This window comes from Pseudomonas sp. CIP-10 (genome assembly GCF_020911845.1).
GTDB classification, from domain to species: domain Bacteria; phylum Pseudomonadota; class Gammaproteobacteria; order Pseudomonadales; family Pseudomonadaceae; genus Aquipseudomonas; species Aquipseudomonas alloputida.
Genome location: NZ_CP087160.1, coordinates 4,877,482 through 4,895,962 on the forward strand (window position 1 = coordinate 4,877,482; position 18,481 = coordinate 4,895,962).

Here is an 18,481-nt window from a genome sequence, read left to right on the forward strand (position 1 = left end):
ATGGATACCTTGAGCTACCTGGGCCAGGGCTTCGGCATTGCCCTGTCCCCTTACAACCTGGTCACCGCCCTCTCCGGCACCTTGATCGGCACCGTGGTCGGTCTGCTGCCGGGCCTGGGCCCGATCAATGGCGTGGCCCTGCTGATCCCCATCGCCTTTGCCCTCGGCCTGCCGCCGGAATCGGCGCTGATCCTGCTGGCGGCGGTGTACCTGGGCTGCGAATATGGCGGGCGTATCAGCTCGATCCTGCTGAACATCCCGGGCGAAGCCTCGACCGTGATGACAACCCTGGACGGCTACCCGATGGCTCGCCAAGGACTGGCAGGCGTCGCGCTGTCGCTGTCGGCCTGGAGTTCGTTCATCGGCGCCTTCATTGCCACCTGCGGCATGGTGCTGTTCGCCCCGCTGCTGGCGAAATGGGCCATCGCCTTCGGCCCGGCGGAGTACTTTGTGCTGATGGTGTTCGCCATCGTCGCGCTGGGTGGCATGGCCGGTGACAAACCACTGAAAACCTTCATTGCCGCTCTCATCGGCCTGTTCCTGTCGGCGGTCGGCATCGACGCCAACAGCGGCGTGTACCGCTTCACCGGTGACAGCGTGCACCTGGCCGACGGCATTCAGTTCGTGGTGCTCGTGCTGGGCCTGTTCTCCATCAGCGAAATCCTCCTGCTGCTGGAAAAGACCCACCATGGCCACCAGGCGGTCAAGGCTACCGGCCGCATGCTGTTCAACTTCAAGGAAGCGGCCTCGGTGTTCCTGGTCAACATCCGTTGCGGCCTGCTCGGTTTCATCATGGGTGTTCTACCCGGCGCCGGCGCAACGCTGGCCAGCGCCGTGGCCTACATGACCGAGAAACGCATGGCCGGGGAAAGCGGCAAGTTCGGCAAAGGCGATGCCCGCGGCCTGGCAGCGCCGGAAACGGCCATTGGTGCGTCCTGCTGTGGCGCCCTGGTCCCGATGCTGACCCTGGGCGTACCGGGCTCTGGCACCACAGCTGTGATGATCGGCGCCCTGACCCTGTACAACATCACCCCTGGCCCACTGCTGTTCGAACAGCAGCCAGATATTGTCTGGGGCCTGATCGCCTCGCTGTTCGTCGCCAACATCATGCTGGTGATCCTCAACATCCCGATGATCCGCATCTTCACCCGCATCCTCGCCGTGCCAAACTGGGCGCTGGTGCCGGTGATCGCCATCATCACCGCGATCGGTGTGTACGCCGTGCATGCCACTACCTTCGACCTGTTCCTCATGGTCGGTATCGGCATCATGGGCTACATCCTGCGCAAGCTGGACTTCCCTCTGTCGCCGATTCTGCTGGGCTTCATCCTCGGCGGGCTGATGGAGCAAAACCTGCGTCGGGCGCTGTCGATCTCCAACGGTGAACTGGGCATCCTCTGGTCCAGCCCGATCAGCATGGGCGTCTGGGCGCTGGTAGTGCTGATGCTCGCCCTGCCGCTGCTGCGCATCTGGCGCAAACGAAGCCTGCAGCGCCGGGCCCTGGCCGATGCCTGATCGGTCGTTGCCATTGTTCGTCGCGACCGGGCTGGTCGGCCTTGCTGGCGGTTTTGCCGCCAGCAAGGTCGGCTGGCCTTTGCCATGGATGGTCGGTTCATTGCTGGCGATCATCCTGGTGCGCTGCCTGACGCGTTGGCAGCTGTCGGAAATCCCCAACGGCCGCAAGTGTGGGCAGTGGATCATCGGCATCGGTATTGGCCTGCACTTCACCCCCGCGGTGATCGAGCAAGTGGCCAGCCATTTCGCGCTGATCTGCTTCGGTGCGTTGTTCACCACCCTGTCCAGCGTGATCAGCGTATGGCTGCTGCGGCGAACCGGCGAAGACCGCGCCACCGCGTTCTTCGCCAGCATGCCTGGCGGTTCGGGCGAGATGGTCAACCTTGGGGCGCGCAATGGCGCGGTGCTCAGCCAGGTGGCGGCAGCGCAAAGCTTGCGTGTGCTGGCAGTGGTGCTGTGCGTGCCGGCGCTGTTCAAGTTTCTGCTGGGTGACGGGGTACCACTGAACCACACCGGTAGCGTGAGCTGGGGCTGGCTGGCGTTGATTGCGCCCTTGGGCGTTGCCGTTGCCTTGCTCTGGCAGCGCTTGCGCCAGCCCAACCCATGGCTGTTCGGGCCATTGCTGGTCGCGGCTACGGTCAGCCTGGCCGGCAACCTGCAGATCGCCCTGCCCAACGGCGCCAGCCAGATCGGCCAGTGGCTCATCGGCAGCGGCCTGGCCTGCCACTTCAACCGCGCGTTCTTCCGCCGCGCACCGTCGTTCCTGGGACGCACCTTGATGGCCACGGCGTTGTGCATGGCGATTGCAGCCAGTGCCGCGTGGGTGCTGAGCATGATGACTGCACTGGACTTGCGTTCGCTGACACTGGGGATGATGCCTGGCGGGATCGCCGAAATGAGCCTCACGGCCGAAACGTTGCAATTGTCAGTGCCGCTGGTAACCGCGCTGCAGGTGATGCGCCTGATCTTGGTGTTGTTTCTTGCAGAACCGCTTTTCCGGTGGTGGGACAACAGGTATTCAAGCGGCAAGCCCCCTGAAGATAGATAGTTACCACTTGCCCAATGCCCGGATGAATAGAGTCGGATTGCTGCCCTGATCGCCAGCAAACCCACACTTCCCGGCATTCAAGAGGTAATGATGAAAGTCCGTCTTTCTTGCAACTATCGCTCGGCTATTGCCTGGGCATGCCTTGCCATCAGCGCAGGCAGCCTTGCCGCAGAGCCACCTGCCCCCGTCCAGATCAACGTCGTGGCTATCAATGATCTTCACGGCTACCTGGAACCCAACCCCCAGGACTACGCCGGCGCGCAAGGCGCTACCCGCCTGACCTACGGCGGCATCGCCACACTCGGCGCCATGCTCGATGAGCTGCGAACGCAGGACCCCGATCTGCTGTTCATCGGGGCTGGCGACTTGATAGGGGGCAGCCCCGCCATTTCTGCGCTGTGGGCTGACGAGCCTGTGCTTGAGGCCTTGAACGCGATGGGCATGATTGTCAGCGCATCCGGGAACCACGAACTGGATGCAGGCGAGGCCGAGTTTCTTCGTCAGATCCACGGAGGATGCGAGTCAACGCGCCCTGAAAAGGCCTGCACGTTTCGCGGCGATTATCCAGGAAGTGGCTTCCCTTACATAGCGTCCAACCTGATCGATACCACCACGGGCGAGCGCTTGCTACCGGCCTATCACATTCAAGAGGTGAAAGGGGTCAAGATAGCGTTCGTCGGTGCCGTGCCACGCAACATGGAAAAAGTGGTCTCGGCCAGCGCATTCGCAGGGCTCAAAGCCACAGATGAAGCGCAAGCCATCAATGACGTGATTCCGGAGCTCAAGGCCAAAGGCGTCAATGCAATCATTGCGGTCATGCACCAAGGAGGGGATACCGTCGAGCCGTTCGACACGCAGGATTGCAGCCAGCTGAGTGGCGCGGTCGTCGACGTGGCGAAGCGGCTGGATCCTGCGGTAGATGCTGTCATCAGCGGTCACTCGCATGCCAGCTATCAATGCAAGGTGGGTGACCTGAGCATCACTCAGGCTGGCAAATACGGCCACTTCCTGACTCAGTTGAAGTTGCAGGTAACGCCAGGCACCCATCACGTCACGAACATCACCGCCCGCAATATTCCTGCTGACCCACAGAACTACCTGCCGAATGCCAAGTTGACGAGTTTGCTGGAGGAAGTGCGTCAGCGGTCCGGGGAAAAATTGCTCGAACCCATAGGACGCATCTCGACGGCAGAACTTGACCGCAAAGAAAATGCCTCCGGTGAAACAACCTTGGGGAACCTGGTCACGGATGCCCAATTGGCCATGACCCAAGCGTTTCAGACACAAGTTGCCTTTCTCAACCTGGGTGGGCTGCGCAGTGATCTTATCCAGCCTGCCGATAGCGACCTGACCTACGAACAATTATTCGCCGTACAACCGTTCAATAACCCACTGGTGGTTCAGGAACTGACAGGCAAGCAGATTACCGAACTGCTCAACCTTCAATGGAACAGGGGCAGTTTCAATCCGCTGCAAGTATCGAAGGGTTTTCATTATGAGTGGGATGGTTCACGGCCTGTCGGCAGCCGTGTCGTCGAGGGCAGTGTGCGTCTTCACGGCAAACCCGTTGAGCCGTTGACCCATTATCGCGTCGTCAGCAACCTGTTCCTGGCCGATGGTGGCGGTGGCTTGGCCACTTTCAAAGAAGGAAGGCGACGCCAGGACACCGGCATCTCCGACCTGGAAGCCTTGGTGGCGTATGTACGCCAGAACCATGAGCGGGGTATTGCAATTGGCCAGCGCAGCGAGCCGCGCATCAGCATGACGCCCTGAGCGATTGCGTACCCCACCCCGGTTTCTCACAGCGGGGGCAGTGCCCAGTCGATGGGCCCGAGCCCCCGCTGCTCGAGGAAGCTGTTGGTACGGCTGAAATGCCCGCAACCGATGAACCCGCGATACGCCGACAGCGGCGAAGGATGGACCGACTTCAGTACCAGGTGCTTGGTACCGTCGATCAGCTTCTGCTTGCTCTGTGCATGCGCCCCCCATAGCAGGAATACCACGTTCGGGCATTGCTCACTGACCACTTGAATGATCCGGTCGGTAAACAATTCCCAGCCTTTCTTGGCATGCGACGCGGCATTGGCGCGCTCGACGGTCATGGTCGTGTTGAGCAACAGAACGCCTTGTTCTGCCCAGCTCTGGAGGTAGCCGTGGCTGGGGATCGGGATGTTCAGGTCGCGCTGCAGCTCCTTGTAGATATTGACCAGCGACGGCGGCGTGGCCACGCCCGGTTGCACCGAGAAGCACAAGCCATGGGCCTGCCCCGGCCCGTGATACGGGTCCTGCCCGAGGATGACCACCTTCACCTGGTCCAGCGGTGTCGAATTGAGCGCATTGAAGATCAGCGGCCCTGGCGGGTAGATTTCCTTGCCGGCAGCGTACTCACCACGCAGAAATTCGCGCAGCTGGTGCATGTAAGGCTGGTCGAATTCACCGCGCAATGCGGCCTTCCAGCTGGGTTCGAGTTTGATGCGATCGTCGTCAGTCATGGGGCCTTCCATAAACAATGGCGCGACACTAGGTAAGCCCTTCGCGCTTGTCAAACGATCCGACCGACGACCGGCATGATTGGCCAGGCAAGCCATACTTGAGCGATGACTTGCGAGAGGTAGTCCATGACCATTCACTGCGAGGTACTCACCGGCGTCGATGGCGCCCGCATCGGCATCGCCACCCTGGATGCGCCCAAGGCGCTCAATGCCCTGACCCTGCCGATGATCGAAGTGCTGGGCGAACAACTGCATGCCTGGGCCCGCGACCCGGGTATCGTCAGCGTGCTGCTGCGCGGCAACGGGGCAAAAGCCTTTTGCGCAGGCGGCGATGTCCGTGCGCTGGTGCAAGCCTGCCGCGACCACCCCGGCAGTGTCCCACCGCTGGCGGCCTCTTTCTTCGCCGCCGAATACCGCCTGGACTTTGCCCTGCACACCTACCCCAAACCGTTACTCTGCTGGGGCCATGGGCATGTGCTGGGTGGCGGCATGGGGCTGCTGCAAGGCGCCAATGTGCGTATCGTCACACCCAGCAGCCGGCTGGCCATGCCGGAAATCAGCATCGGCCTGTACCCTGACGTAGGCGCTAGTTGGTTCCTGGCCCGGCTGCCGGGCAAGCTGGGTTTGTTCTTCGGCGTGACCGGCGCGCCGATCAACGCCCGCGATGCCCTTGACCTGGGCCTGGCTGACCGTTTTCTGGGCGAGCACCAGCAAGAGGCCTTGATCGAGGAGTTGCTGCAACTCAACTGGCAGGAGCAGACCGCCGTACAACTGAACAGCTTGCTCAAGGCCGAGCAGCATCGTGCCTGCGCCGAGCTGCCTGATGCCCAGTGGCTGCCACGACGGCATGTGATCGATCAGTTACTCGACGTGGCCGATGCGGCTTCAGCCTGGCGCGCGCTGGAAAGGCTCAAGCAGCATGACGACCCATTGCTGGCAGATGCCGGCCAACGCCTGCATGAGGGTTGCCCGCTGACCGCGCATCTGGTCTGGGAGCAGATCCGCCGGGCGCGGTATCTGTCGTTGGCGCAAGTGTTCCAGATGGAATACAGCATGAGCCTGAACTGTTGCCGCCACCCTGAGTTCAGCGAAGGCGTGCGTGCTCGCCTGCTGGACAAAGACAACCAGCCGCGCTGGCACTGGCCTGATGTGGCGCAAGTGCCGGCGGCGGTAGTCGAGGCGCATTTTGCCAAGGCGTGGGAGGGACGCCACCCATTGGCGGATGTGGGTTAGCTTCGTGAACCTGGGGCTGCTTTACAGCCCCACCTCCACTCACCTAGCGCTGCCAGTTTCCTCCTTGCCCCTGCCCGCGCCGACCCTCCCAGCGCCCGCGGTCATTACCCTGCCCATTGGAGTGCCAGTCGCCATGCCGGTAACGCTGGCTGTCATTGCGATAGTCATGGCGATCCCGGTCCTGCCTGTAGTCTTGTCGCTGGCGATTGCCATAGTCATAGCGCGGGTTGCCATGCCACTGGTTCATCCCTGGCTGCGAATATGGCCGGTAATAGGGCGCAGGGGCCGCCCCATGGTAGTAACGGGGGGCAGGCTGATAGTAATAGCGCGGGGCTGGCGCCACATAGTACCGGTCATAGCGGTAATACCCCGGCGCCACATAGCGGTCGGTGGAGTAGTAGTCCGAACGGTAATAGCCCCCGCGCTCGTAGTACGGGGCGCAGGCCGAAGTCATCAGCCCCAGCAGGGTGATCAACAGGATTCGATAGGACATGGCGGCCTCCTGGACCGCGGGAGTGCCCGAACAGCGGCGCTGGCGAGCGTCGAGACGAGATGCGTCAATCGACACTGAATAAGACAGTGGCGCGCAGGTTCAGTGCCATTTCTGCAATAACTTGATACAGGTGAAATAACCCTGAAAAACTTGCAGTCATTTGCTGGCCATCTCACTAGAATAAGCGGCTCGGCACACATCACGGGAAGATCATGCCCTTACGTTCCGCTCTGTTCTCGCAACGCTCGCTGATCGTTACCCTGCTCGTGTTATTGGCCTGCGGCTTCCTGGCCACTTCGCTGCTCAGCTACTTCTCCTCGCGAAGCGCCATCCGCGACGGCATCATCAATACCGAATTGCCGCTGACCTCCGACACTGTCTACTCGGAAATCCAGAAAGACCTGATCCGCCCGGTGCTGATCGCCTCGATGATGGCCCAGGACACCTTCCTGCGCGACTGGGTGCTGTCCGGCGAGCAGGATACCGAACGCATGACCCGCTACCTGGGCGAGGTCATGGGCAAGCAGGATATCTTCACGTCCTTTTTCGTGTCCGATCGCACGCGGACCTACTACCAGGCCAAAGGCGTGCTCAAGCACGTCGAACCGGGCACCTGGCGTGATGCCTGGTATTTCCGTCTGCGTGAGCTCAAGGCCCCTTATGAGATCAACGTCGATCTGGACATGGCCAACCAAGACAGCCTGACCGTGTTCATCAATTACCAGGTGCACGACTACCAGCAGCGCTTCATCGGCGCGGCAGGCGTAGGGCTGAGCGTATCGTCGGTGGTCAAGCTGATCGATCAGTACCAACGCCGCTACCAGCGTGCGGTGCTCTTCACCGATGCCAAAGGCAAGGTGCTGTTGACCGGCTCCGAGGGTGGCCCGCATGGTTTGCAAGTTGGCCAGTCACTCAGCGACAACCCTGATCTGAAAGCCATGCTGGCCGAGCAACGGGTGCCGGGCGAAGGCAGCCACGAGTACCATGACAGCGAAAACCACAGCCACTTTCTCAACGTTCGCCACCTGCCCGAACTGGACTGGTACCTGTTGGTGGACAAACGCGAAACCGGCGTCCTCGACCGCATTCGCCACGCGCTGTACCTGAACCTGGCGATCTGTACGATGATCACACTGGTGGTGCTGGCACTGGTGCATGCCATGGTCCGCCGCCACCAGGCCAGCACCGAAGCCTTGGCCACGCTCGACAGCCTCACCGGCTTGCACAACCGGCGCAGCTTCGACCTGCTCGCCGCCCAGGCGCTGCGAGAAGCCCGGCGCGACAATAGCCCTCTGGTGGCCTTGCTGATTGATCTGGACCACTTCAAGGCACTGAACGACAACCACGGCCACCTGGCAGGTGACGAAGTGCTACGCCAATTCGCCAATGTGCTGCAAGGCAGCCTGCGTCAGTCAGATATACTGTGCCGCTGGGGCGGTGAGGAATTCATCGTGCTGCTGCGCGAAGCTGAAGGCGACCAGGCCATCGAGGTGGCGGAAAAGATCCGGCGACGCACCGAACAGCTGACCTTCAGTTACGACAACCAGCCGCTGCGACTGACCACCAGCATCGGCCTGAGCAGCCTGCAACCGGGGGATACCCTGCACGCCCTGCTGACCCGCGCCGACCGCGCGCTTTATCGTGCCAAGCAGGCTGGCCGCAACCGCGTCTGCAGTGATACCCGCCATGAATGACAAGCAACACTGCCCCGCTTGCGGTGCCCTCAACCAGTGCAGCCTGGCCGACCCACGCCGTGCCACCCAGGCGTGTTGGTGCTACAGCGTGACCATCGACCCGGCCGTGCTTCAGGCCCTGCCCGATGAACTGCGTAACAAGGCCTGTCTGTGCCCGCGCTGCGCCGCCGTTGAAGAACAGCTCCGTCCATCCGCTGCCCACTGATCGTTGCCATGCGCCTTGACCGTTTCCTCGCCAACCTGCCCAGCTACAACCGCCAGCAAGTTCGCCTGATGCTGGCGCAACGCCGCGTGCGGGTGGACGGCAAGGTCGCCAGTGACCCGCTGACCGACGTGCGTGAATTCAGCCGCGTAGAGCTGGATGAGCAACTGCTGCAGGCCGGCCGGCCGGCCCGCTACCTGATGCTGTACAAGCCCACTGGCTGCGTAAGCGCCACCCACGATCCGCAACACCGTACCGTTCTCGACCTGCTGCCCACGGCGTTGCGAGATGACCTGCACATAGCCGGGCGCCTGGATTTCAACACCACCGGCCTGATGATCCTGACCAACGATGGCCAGTGGTCACGGCGCCTGACCCAGCCTGCCACAAAGCTGCCCAAGCATTATCTGGTGGACACCGAGGACGAGATTGGCGAGCACTATGTGGCCAAGTTTCGCGAGGGTTTCTATTTTGCCTTCGAAGACCTCACCACCCAACCAGCCCAGCTGGAGATCCTCGGCCCCCACCGAGCCCGGCTGGCAATCGTCGAGGGGCGGTACCACCAGGTCAAGCGCATGTTCGGGCACTTCAACAACAAGGTGGTGGGGCTGCATCGGGAGAGCATGGGAGCGATCCGGCTGGATCCGGGGTTGGCGCCGGGGGAGTATCGTGAACTGACGGCCAATGAGATAGCCACTGTCCAGGCGTGACAGACAGCCGGTGTCGTCACACGACCGCTCAGCGACAAAAGTCACATTACTTACCGAACGGCACTTGCGCGATCCCCAACCCACTGCTTGAATCCAAATCGTCAGTCTGCATGTGACTACCAAGTCACACCTGCAGCCAGTGACACTTTTTGCCGGCCACCCAAAGCCTAGATGCCTTGGGGCACGGCAAATTGCCCGCCAAAAACAATACCGTCGACGCAAGTGCCAAGGATCGACACAGGGCCCCCGGATTATCTTCAGGCAAATGCCTACCTGTCATAAAGAACGTGCACCCTAGGTGACGCGAATACCCTTTTTGCGCCAGGAGTCGATGACATGAGGCCAGAAATCGCTGTACTTGATATCCAAGGTCAGTATCGGGTTTACACGGAGTTCTATCGCGCGGATGCGGCCGAAAACACGATCATCCTGATCAACGGCTCGCTGGCCACCACGGCCTCGTTCGCCCAGACGGTACGTAACCTGCACCCACAGTTCAACGTGGTTCTGTTCGACCAGCCGTATTCAGGCAAGTCCAAGCCGCACAACCGTCAGGAACGGCTGATCAGCAAGGAGACCGAGGCGCATATCCTCCTTGAGCTGATCGAGCACTTCCAGGCAGACCACGTGATGTCTTTTTCGTGGGGTGGCGCAAGCACGCTGCTGGCGCTGGCGCACCAGCCGCGGTACGTGAAGAAGGCAGTGGTGAGTTCGTTCTCGCCAGTGATCAACGAGCCAATGCGCGACTATCTGGACCGTGGCTGCCAGTACCTGGCCGCCTGCGACCGTTATCAGGTCGGCAACCTGGTCAATGACACCATCGGCAAGCACTTGCCGTCGCTGTTCAAACGCTTCAACTACCGCCATGTGAGCAGCCTGGACAGCCACGAGTACGCACAGATGCACTTCCACATCAACCAAGTGCTGGAGCACGACCTGGAGCGTGCGCTGCAAGGCGCGCGCAATATCAACATCCCGGTGTTGTTCATCAACGGCGAACGCGACGAGTACACCACGGTCGAAGATGCGCGGCAGTTCAGCAAGCATGTGGGCAGAAGCCAGTTCAGCGTGATCCGCGATGCGGGCCACTTCCTGGACATGGAGAACAAGACCGCCTGCGAGAACACCCGCAGTGTCATGCTGGGGTTCCTCAAGCCAACCGTGCGTGAACCCCGCCAACGTTACCAACCCGTGCAACAGGGGCAGCATGCATTTGCCATCTGAGCGGCTCGGCGCCTTGTAGCCAATACCCGCAGGTCACAGGGCGCCGACAAGCTTTTTTATAACTTGGGCTTCTAATTCGCTGAAGGTTCTGGTAAAAAGTCGAGCTCAGATGCGGGTATAGTTTAGTGGCAAAACGAAAGCTTCCCAAGCTTTAGTTGAGGGTTCGATTCCCTCTACCCGCTCCACATCGCATTCCCGCATGGCGTTCCAGCAACGTCATCGCAGTCAAAAGGAGCCAAGGCTCCTTTTTTCGTTTTTCACCCTGCCTTGACCTGGCCCATGGCCATTTACCCACCGATCCGCTTCAATGCGCATCGGGCCTTTGCGTGCGCAAGCGAAACGGCTTGTGGCGGATAGGCTCAATGGATTCGTGAAACCATTCGAAAGGACAACGCATGTTTCCCTCCCGCTGGCTACCAGGCCTTGCCAACCTGCTGCACTACCGCCGTGAATGGTTCCACGCCGATCTGCAAGCGGGCCTGTCGGTAGCCGCGATCCAGATTCCCATTGCCATTGCCTATGCGCAGATCGTCGGGCTGCCGCCGCAATATGGCCTGTACGCCTGTGTGCTACCGATGATGGTCTATGCGCTGATCGGTAGCTCGCGCCAGCTGATGGTCGGCCCCGACGCCGCCACCTGCGCGATGATCGCCGGTGCCGTGGCACCGCTGGCCCTGGGTGACCCGCAGCGCATCGTCGAACTGTCGGTGATCGTCACCGTGCTGGTCGGCGTGATGCTGATTGCCGCGGGCCTGGCGCGCGCCGGGTTCATCGCCAGCTTCTTCTCGCGGCCGATCCTGATCGGCTACCTCAACGGTATCGGCCTGAGCCTGATCGCCGGGCAGCTGTCCAAGGTGGTGGGCTTCCAGATCGAGGGCGACGGTTTCATCCTCAGCCTGATCAACTTCTTCCAGCGCCTGGGGGAAATTCACTGGGTCACATTGATCATAGGCCTGGCCGCCCTGGGCCTGCTCATCTGGCTGCCACGGCGCTACCCGCGCCTGCCCGCAGCCCTCACGGTAGTGGCGCTGTTCATGCTGCTGGTTGGCCTGTTCGGCCTCGACCGCTTCGGCGTTGCTGTCCTTGGGCCGGTACCTGCAGGCATCCCGCAACTGGCCTGGCCACACAGCAACCTGGCGGAAATGAAGAGCCTGCTACGCGACGCCCTGGGTATCGCCACCGTCAGCTTCTGCAGCGCCATGCTTACCGCACGCAGCTTTGCCGCCCGGCATGGCTATGCGATCAACGCCAACCACGAATTCGTCGCCCTGGGCGTGAGCAACCTGGCGGCCGGGATTTCCCAGGGCTTTGCCATCAGCGGTGCCGACTCGCGCACTGCAGTCAACGACATGGTCGGTGGCAAAAGCCAGCTGGTAGGCATCATCGCGGCACTGGTGATTGCCCTGATCCTGCTGTTCTTCACCGCGCCCATGGCCTGGATCCCGCAGGCTGCGCTGGGCGCCGTGCTGCTGATGGCTGGCTGGGGGCTGATCGACATCAAATCGCTGGGGCATATCCGGCGTCTAAGCCGCTTCGAGTTCTGGCTGTGCCTGCTGACCACGGCGGGCGTACTGAGCCTGGGCGTGCTGCCCGGCATCGTGTTTGCCGTGACCCTGGCGATCCTGCGCCTGCTTTACAGCATCTACCAGCCCACCGATGCCGTACTGGGCTGGCTGCCGGGCACCGAAGGCCAAGTGGACATCCGCAAGTTCAAAGACGCCCGCACCGTACCTGGCCTGGTGGTGTACCGCTTCGACGACGCCATCCTGTTCTTCAATGCCGACTACTTCAAGATGCGCTTGCTAGAAGCCGTGCAAAGCCAGGACCAGCCTAAAGCCGTGCTGTTCGATGCCGAAGCGGTAACCAGCATTGATGTCAGCGGCATCGCCGCCCTGCGCGAAGTGCGTGACACCCTGGCGGCTCAAGGCATCCTCTTCGCCATCGCCCGCGCCCGTGGCACTTTCCTGCGCATGCTGGTGCGCTCGGGGATGGCGCGGGACATGGAAGAAAAACTGCTATTCGGCTCGGTACGCGCGGGGATTCGTGCGTACCGTGTGTGGCGCAACCGAAACCGCAGTGTGCAAGTGACCGAACAGGGTTAGCGGCTTTCATCCTGTTCAACGTGCTGCGCCTGTGCTGGCCCTTTCGCGGGTAAACCCGCTCCTACATGGACTTGTAGGTGCGGGTTCACGCGCGAAAGGGCCAGCACAGGCAACACAAAACCTCGCCTTGACACCAACCCTCGCATACCTCGCATGACATGCTAAAGTCGCCCCGTTCCCCGCACCACCCAACGGATCCAGCATGCCCGCACTTGATGCCACCCTTACCCCCTGGCCAGAACTCGCCGCCCGCCACCCCTGCGACGCCCTGCTGCTGGGCAATGGCGCAAGCCGCGCAGTATGGAAGCCGTTCGGCTACTTCTCGCTGTTCGAGCAAGCGCAACGCGCAGGCCGCAAGAAAGGCCTGGCGGTCAGTGACCAGGCACTGTTCAAGTCCTTGGGCACGGAACTGTTCGAGCCGGTGCTCAGCGCCCTCAACACCACCGTGCGTACCAATGCCGCACTGGCCATCAACTCCACCGCGCCGCTGAACCGCTACTACTCGATCAAGGAAGCGTTGATTCACGCCGTGCGCACGGTGCATCTGCCCTGGCCGCTGATGCCGCCGGCCACCCTGGCAACCCTCAATCAGGCCCTGCGCGCCTATCGAAGCGTCTACACCAGCAACTACGACCTGGTGCTGCCATGGGCCGTGCAGCACGCCCCGAATGGCTTCGCCGAACTGTTCGACGAACAAGGCTATTTCGACGTGCGACGCACCGGCAGCGAAGGTACCCGGGTGCTGCACCTGCATGGCGGCCTGCACCTGCTCAAGCTGCCCGACGGCACCACCCGCCAGCGCAGCGCTGAAAGCGCCGAACTGCTCGATGGGTTTGCCGTGAATATCCCGGGTGAAGTACCGCTGTTCGTCAACGAAGACCGCAGCGACGAGAAACTGCGCGCTATCCGCAACTCGGACTATCTGAGCTGGTGCCTGGGGCAGCTGGCGCAGGAAAACCAAGGGATATGCCTGTTCGGGCAGCATCTGGACAGCAGTGACCGGCACCTGCTCGACGCTGTGCGCCAAGCCCGTCCGCAACAGCTATCCATTGCCATTCGGCCGCTGGGCGAGGCGTCGGTGATCAATCAGAAGCAGCATTTTGCAGATCGTTTCGGGGATTTGCCGGGGACGGTGCTGCATTTCTTTGATGCCAGCACCCATCCGTTGGGGCAGGCAGCATTGGCTATCGAAGTGCCCTCTGCTCAGCGCTGACAAGGTGCCCGGCAGGCGTACCGGTGGGTGGCGTCAGAGCAACCCATCCGCGCGCAACAACGTTTCCAGGCAATGCTCCTGCACCCCATAGAACGCCTTGAGCTGGGCAATCTTCTCCAGCAACGCCCCGTTATCCCCCGCCTGCCGCCGTTTCACCGCAAGAATCATCTTGTTCTTGTTGGTGTGTTCCAGCGAGATGAACTCGAACACCTTGGTTTCATAGCCACAGGCTTCCAGGTACAGCGCGCGCAGGCTGTCGGTCAGCATTTCGGCCTGCTGGCCCAGGTGCAGGCCATACTGCAGCATGGGTTGCAGCAACCCTGGGCTGTGCAATTGCGGGCGGATCTGCTTGTGGCAGCACGGCGAGCACATGATGATCGCGGCGTTGCAGCGGATACCGGTGTGGATGGCGTAGTCAGTGGCGATGTCACAGGCATGCAAGGCAATCATCACCTCGATGGCCTCAGGCACCACGCTGCGTACATCACCACACTGGAACTCCAGGCCCGGATGGTCGAGGCGTGCGGCCGCGGCGTTGCACAGGTCGACCATGTCCTGGCGCAGCTCCACGCCGGTCACCTGTGCGTCACGGCCCAGACTGTTGCGCAGGTAGTCATGCATGGCAAAGGTCAGGTAGCCCTTGCCCGAACCGAAGTCGGCCACCCGCAGCGCCTGTTCCGTCGACACCGGTGCATTGGCCAGGGCGTGATCGAAGACCTCGATGAATTTGTTGATCTGCTTCCACTTGCGTGACATGGACGGGATCAGTGCGCCTTGTGCGTCGGTCACACCGAGGTCGCGCAGAAACGGCCGCGACAGCTCCAGATAACGCTTCTTCTCGCGGTCATGCCCGCTGCCCGCATCGGCCACGCGCGGTGCCTGGGCACCGTGGCGCTGGAGCATCGGTTTGCCCTTCTTGCTGAAGGTCAACTGCACTTCGCCGTCAGCATCGAACAGGTGGGCATTGCGGAAGCTGTCCGGCAGCAGTTCGGCAACCAGCACCTGGGCCTGATCCAGCGGCAGGTTGCGGGTGATGTCGCGGGTCTGGTGGCGGTAGACCAGCGACAGGCACGGCTGGCCCTTGACCTGCAGCGGCTTGGCAATGATCCGTTGCAAGGTCTGGTCGGCACCGACATGGCGCGCCAGCACCAGCTTGACCAGGGTTTCGCCGTACAGGGCGGCGTTCAGCAGGTCGAGAAACTGAGCGCGCGCATCCGGCGCGCAAGAGGCAGAAGTACTGGCGGACATGAAAAGGGGGCCTTGGGTAGCGGAACGCCTATTCTAACGTGCCGCAGGCACCCTGTGGGAGCAGGCTTGCCCGCGAACACCGGCAAAGCCGGTGGCAGACACCGCGTCGCCTGACTCGCGGGCAAGCCCGCTCCTACAGGGAATCCAGCAAGGCTGGGCGCACCTTCAGTCGAGAATCACCAAGCGGTTGGGCAATTCGTTGCGTGCATGGGTTGGCGGCACGTGCTGGCTAAGCAGCTCGCCACACGCTTCGATGCACTCGACAAAGCCCTGCAAGGTGCGGCCCTGGCGCACCTGCTCGGCCAAGCGGGCACCGATGGCCGCGCGGGCTTCGGCATCCAGGCAGTGTTCGATACCCCGATCGACCAGGATCTCCACATGCCGCTCCGCCTCGCTGACGAAAATCAGCACGCCCGTGGCGCCTGCTGTGCGCTGCAGGTTCTGCTCGCGAAACTGCTGGCGGGCCAGGCGCGCGGCACGCCAGCGGCGCAAGGCACGGGGGATCAGCCAGTCGGCCAGGCGCGGGTTGCGCAGCAGCAGGCACAAAACGACGAACAGCAGCACGTTGCCCATCAGCACGCCACGCACGCTGGGCCAAGCCAGCAGCCAGTGCAACAGACCGGGCACGGTCAGTGCCAGCACGGCGGCCCACAACAACGGCCAATACGCATAATCGTCGGCACGACGGGCAAGCACCGTCACCAGTTCGGCATCGGTACGCCGTTCGGCACGGGCAATGGCTTCGGCAATCTGCCGTTGATGGTATTCGTCGAAGGGGGTCATGCCGTCGGTCTCTTGAGCATTCTTATAGTTGTTATCCCAGCATTCGGGGCTTCATCCGCAGGCGACATATTCAGGCATAATCCGCCGCTGGAAGAATTGCCTGCAAATCGTACAACAATAGCCGCCTGAAAACTTCGGTCGCGCACGTATCACCGTGGATACGGCAGAGGCCCCAAAACGGAATTGATGATGAAACTGTCTTTGCTGGGCCTGGCCATGGGCCTTGCCAGTCAGGCGGCCCTCGCCGCCCCCACCGCCCCGCCCCTGCAGGACAAGCAGGCATTCATCGAGCATCTGATCAGCCAGATGACCGAAGCCGAGAAAATCGGCCAGTTGCGCCTGATCAGCATCGGCCCGGAAATGCCCCGCGACAAGATCCGCGAGGAAATCGCCGCCGGCCGTATCGGTGGCACCTTCAACTCCCGCACGGCCCCCGAAAACCGGCCGATGCAGGACGCGGCCATGCGCAGCCGCCTGAAGATCCCGATGTTCTTCGCCTACGACACCGTCCACGGCGAGCGCACCATCTTCCCGATCGGCCTGGGCATGGCCGCTACCTGGGACATGGAGGCCGTCGCCAAGGTCGGCCGCACCGCCGCGATCGAAGCCTCGGCCGACGCCCTGGACATGACGTTCGCGCCAATGGTGGATATCGCCCGTGACCCGCGCTGGGGCCGCACCAGTGAAGGCTTCGGCGAAGACACCTACCTGACCTCGAGAATCGGCCAGGTAATGGTGCGCTCGTTCCAGGGCAGCAGCCCGGCCAACCCCGACAGCATCATGGCCATCGTCAAACATTTCGCCTTGTATGGCGCCGTGGAAGGCGGGCGCGACTACAACACGGTCGATATGAGCCTGCCGAAAATGTACAACGACTACCTGCCACCCTATCGCGCCGCGCTCGATGCGGGTGCCGGTGGCGTGATGGTGGCGCTGAACTCGATCAACGGCGTACCGGCCACCTCCAACACCTGGCTGATGAACGACCTGCTGCGCAAGGAGTGGGGCTTCAAGGGCGTGACCATCAGCGACCACGGTGCCATCCAGGAGCTGATTCGCCACGGCGTCGCCCGTGATGGCCGTGAAGCCGCCAAGCTGGCGATCAAGGCCGGCATCGACATGAGCATGAACGATACCCTGTACGGCGAAGAGCTGCCGGGCCTGCTGAAGTCCGGTGAGGTGACCCAGCGCGAGCTGGACCAGGCGGTGCGTGAAGTGCTGGGTGCCAAGTACGACATGGGCCTGTTCAAAGACCCGTACGTGCGCATCGGCAAGGCCGAAACCGACCTGAAGGACTACTACGGCAACGACCGCCTGCACCGCGAAGCTGCGCGTGACGTGGCACGCCGCAGCCTGGTGCTGCTGGAAAACCGCAACCAGACCCTGCCACTGAAAAAGGCCGGCACCATTGCCTTGGTCGGCCCGCTGGCCGATGCCCCGATCGACATGATGGGCAGCTGGGCCGCCGACGGTAAACCCGTCCACTCGGTGACCGTGCGCGAAGGCTTGCGCCGCGCCGTGGAAGGCAAGGCCAAGCTGGTCTACGCCAAAGGCTCCAACGTCACGGGTGACAAGGCGATACTCGACTACCTGAACTTCCTCAACTTCGATGCCCCGGAAATCGTCGACGACCCACGCCCGCCTGCCGTGCTGATCGATGAAGCAGTCAAAGCGGCGAAGCAATCCGACGTCGTGGTCGCCGTGGTCGGCGAGTCCCGTGGCATGTCCCACGAGTCGTCGAGCCGCACCACCCTGGAGATCCCGGCCAGCCAGCGCGAGCTGATCAAGGCGCTCAAGGCCACCGGCAAACCGCTGGTGCTGGTGTTGATGAACGGCCGGCCGCTGTCGATCAGTTGGGAGCGCGAGCAGGCCGACGCCATCCTCGAAACCTGGTTCGCCGGCACCGAAGGCGGCAATGCCATCGCCGACGTGCTGTTTGGCGACTACAACCCCTCCGGCAAGCTGGCCATTACCTTCCCACGGTCGGTGGGGCAGATCCCGATGTACTACAACCACACCCGCATCGGCCGGCCGTTCACGCCGGGCAAGCCGGGCAACTACACCTCGCAATACTTCGAAGAACCCAACGGGCCGCTTTACCCGTTCGGCTATGGCTTAAGCTACAGCAGCTTCGAGCTGTCGGGCCTGAACCTGTCGAGCAAGGATCTCAAGCGCGGCGATACGCTGGAAGCCAAGGTAACGGTCAAGAACACCGGCAAGGTTGCAGGCGAGACGGTGGTGCAGCTGTACCTGCAGGATGTGTCGGCATCGATGAGTCGCCCAATGAAAGAGCTGAAAAACTTCCAGAAGCTGATGCTTGAACCGGGTGAAACCCGCACGTTGACCTTCCGCATCAGCGAAGACGACCTGAAGTTCTACAATGGCCAGTTGCAGCGGGTTGCCGAACCAGGGGAGTTCAATGTCCAGGTAGGGCTGGACTCCCAGGCGGTGCAGCAGCAGAGCTTTGAATTGCTTTGACTGAAAAAGGCCGCCTGTTCCGGCCTCTTCTCGGGTAAACCCGCGA

At 62.0% G+C, this 18,481-nt stretch carries 15 protein-coding genes and 1 tRNA gene; 12 read left to right on the top strand and 4 right to left on the bottom strand.

Annotation, left to right across the window (positions count from 1 at the left end; translation table 11 throughout):
* From LMH93_RS22010 to LMH93_RS22020, 3 genes are all read left to right on the top strand, one after another.
* Positions 1-1,515 (top strand): tripartite tricarboxylate transporter permease, encoded by a 1,515-nt coding sequence (locus LMH93_RS22010; protein ID WP_003252019.1) that lies wholly within the window; start codon positions 1-3, stop codon positions 1,513-1,515.
* Complete coding sequence (locus tag LMH93_RS22015) at positions 1,508-2,563, top strand: AbrB family transcriptional regulator (RefSeq protein WP_004575162.1); 1,056 nt, start codon at positions 1,508-1,510, stop codon at positions 2,561-2,563. Before LMH93_RS22010 ends, LMH93_RS22015 begins: the two co-directional genes overlap by 8 nt.
* A 90-nt stretch (positions 2,564-2,653) precedes the next feature.
* Positions 2,654-4,336 (top strand): bifunctional metallophosphatase/5'-nucleotidase, encoded by a 1,683-nt coding sequence (locus tag LMH93_RS22020; RefSeq protein WP_230064586.1) that lies wholly within the window; start codon positions 2,654-2,656, stop codon positions 4,334-4,336.
* 26 nt (positions 4,337-4,362) lie between these two features.
* Here LMH93_RS22020 and ung read toward each other — a convergent pair whose 3' ends face one another.
* Positions 4,363-5,055, bottom strand: a complete 693-nt coding sequence (gene ung / locus LMH93_RS22025) for a uracil-DNA glycosylase (RefSeq protein WP_003252014.1) — start codon at positions 5,053-5,055, stop codon at positions 4,363-4,365.
* Between the two features lie 126 nt (positions 5,056-5,181).
* On the opposite strand from ung, the gene LMH93_RS22030 reads away from it, so the two are divergent.
* The gene (locus tag LMH93_RS22030) at positions 5,182-6,288 is read left to right on the top strand and encodes an enoyl-CoA hydratase/isomerase family protein (protein WP_230064587.1); all 1,107 of its coding nucleotides are present in this window, start codon (positions 5,182-5,184) and stop codon (positions 6,286-6,288) included.
* A gap of 43 nt (positions 6,289-6,331) precedes the next feature.
* On the opposite strand, the gene LMH93_RS22035 is transcribed toward LMH93_RS22030, so the two are convergent.
* Positions 6,332-6,781, bottom strand: coding sequence for a hypothetical protein (locus LMH93_RS22035; protein WP_004575159.1), 450 nt, complete (start codon positions 6,779-6,781; stop codon positions 6,332-6,334).
* Positions 6,782-6,993: 212 nt separating this feature from the next.
* Here LMH93_RS22035 and LMH93_RS22040 point away from each other — a divergent pair, with 212 nt between their 5' ends.
* The 7 genes from LMH93_RS22040 to LMH93_RS22070 all read left to right on the top strand — a co-directional run bounded on the left by LMH93_RS22040 (position 6,994) and on the right by LMH93_RS22070 (position 13,926).
* Positions 6,994-8,475 (top strand): sensor domain-containing diguanylate cyclase, encoded by a 1,482-nt coding sequence (locus LMH93_RS22040; protein ID WP_004575158.1) that lies wholly within the window; start codon positions 6,994-6,996, stop codon positions 8,473-8,475.
* Positions 8,468-8,680, top strand: a complete 213-nt coding sequence (locus LMH93_RS22045) for a cysteine-rich CWC family protein (RefSeq protein ID WP_003252007.1) — start codon at positions 8,468-8,470, stop codon at positions 8,678-8,680. Before LMH93_RS22040 ends, LMH93_RS22045 begins: the two co-directional genes overlap by 8 nt.
* Before the next feature lie 8 nt (positions 8,681-8,688).
* Entirely contained in the window at positions 8,689-9,387 is a 699-nt protein-coding gene (locus LMH93_RS22050) for a pseudouridine synthase (protein ID WP_014859152.1), read from the top strand.
* A gap of 336 nt (positions 9,388-9,723) precedes the next feature.
* The gene (gene phaG / locus LMH93_RS22055) at positions 9,724-10,611 is read left to right on the top strand and encodes a (R)-3-hydroxydecanoyl-ACP:CoA transacylase (protein WP_003252003.1); all 888 of its coding nucleotides are present in this window, start codon (positions 9,724-9,726) and stop codon (positions 10,609-10,611) included.
* 111 nt (positions 10,612-10,722) lie between these two features.
* Positions 10,723-10,796: transfer RNA gene (locus LMH93_RS22060), tRNA-Gly, on the top strand.
* Between the two features lie 210 nt (positions 10,797-11,006).
* Positions 11,007-12,713, top strand: coding sequence for a SulP family inorganic anion transporter (locus tag LMH93_RS22065; protein WP_230064588.1), 1,707 nt, complete (start codon positions 11,007-11,009; stop codon positions 12,711-12,713).
* Positions 12,714-12,915: 202 nt separating this feature from the next.
* A complete protein-coding gene (locus LMH93_RS22070) occupies positions 12,916-13,926 on the top strand; it encodes a DUF4917 family protein (protein WP_003251999.1) in 1,011 nt (336 codons plus the stop codon).
* A gap of 33 nt (positions 13,927-13,959) precedes the next feature.
* Here LMH93_RS22070 and LMH93_RS22075 read toward each other — a convergent pair whose 3' ends face one another.
* Positions 13,960-15,174 (bottom strand): class I SAM-dependent methyltransferase, encoded by a 1,215-nt coding sequence (locus LMH93_RS22075; RefSeq protein WP_004575154.1) that lies wholly within the window; start codon positions 15,172-15,174, stop codon positions 13,960-13,962.
* 165 nt (positions 15,175-15,339) lie between these two features.
* Positions 15,340-15,957, bottom strand: a complete 618-nt coding sequence (locus LMH93_RS22080; RefSeq protein ID WP_003251995.1) for a TPM domain-containing protein — start codon at positions 15,955-15,957, stop codon at positions 15,340-15,342.
* A 186-nt stretch (positions 15,958-16,143) separates the two neighbouring features.
* Between LMH93_RS22080 and bglX the strand changes: the two genes are divergently transcribed.
* Positions 16,144-18,435, top strand: a complete 2,292-nt coding sequence (gene bglX / locus LMH93_RS22085) for a beta-glucosidase BglX (protein WP_019752464.1) — start codon at positions 16,144-16,146, stop codon at positions 18,433-18,435.
* Positions 18,436-18,481 lie beyond the last annotated feature (46 nt).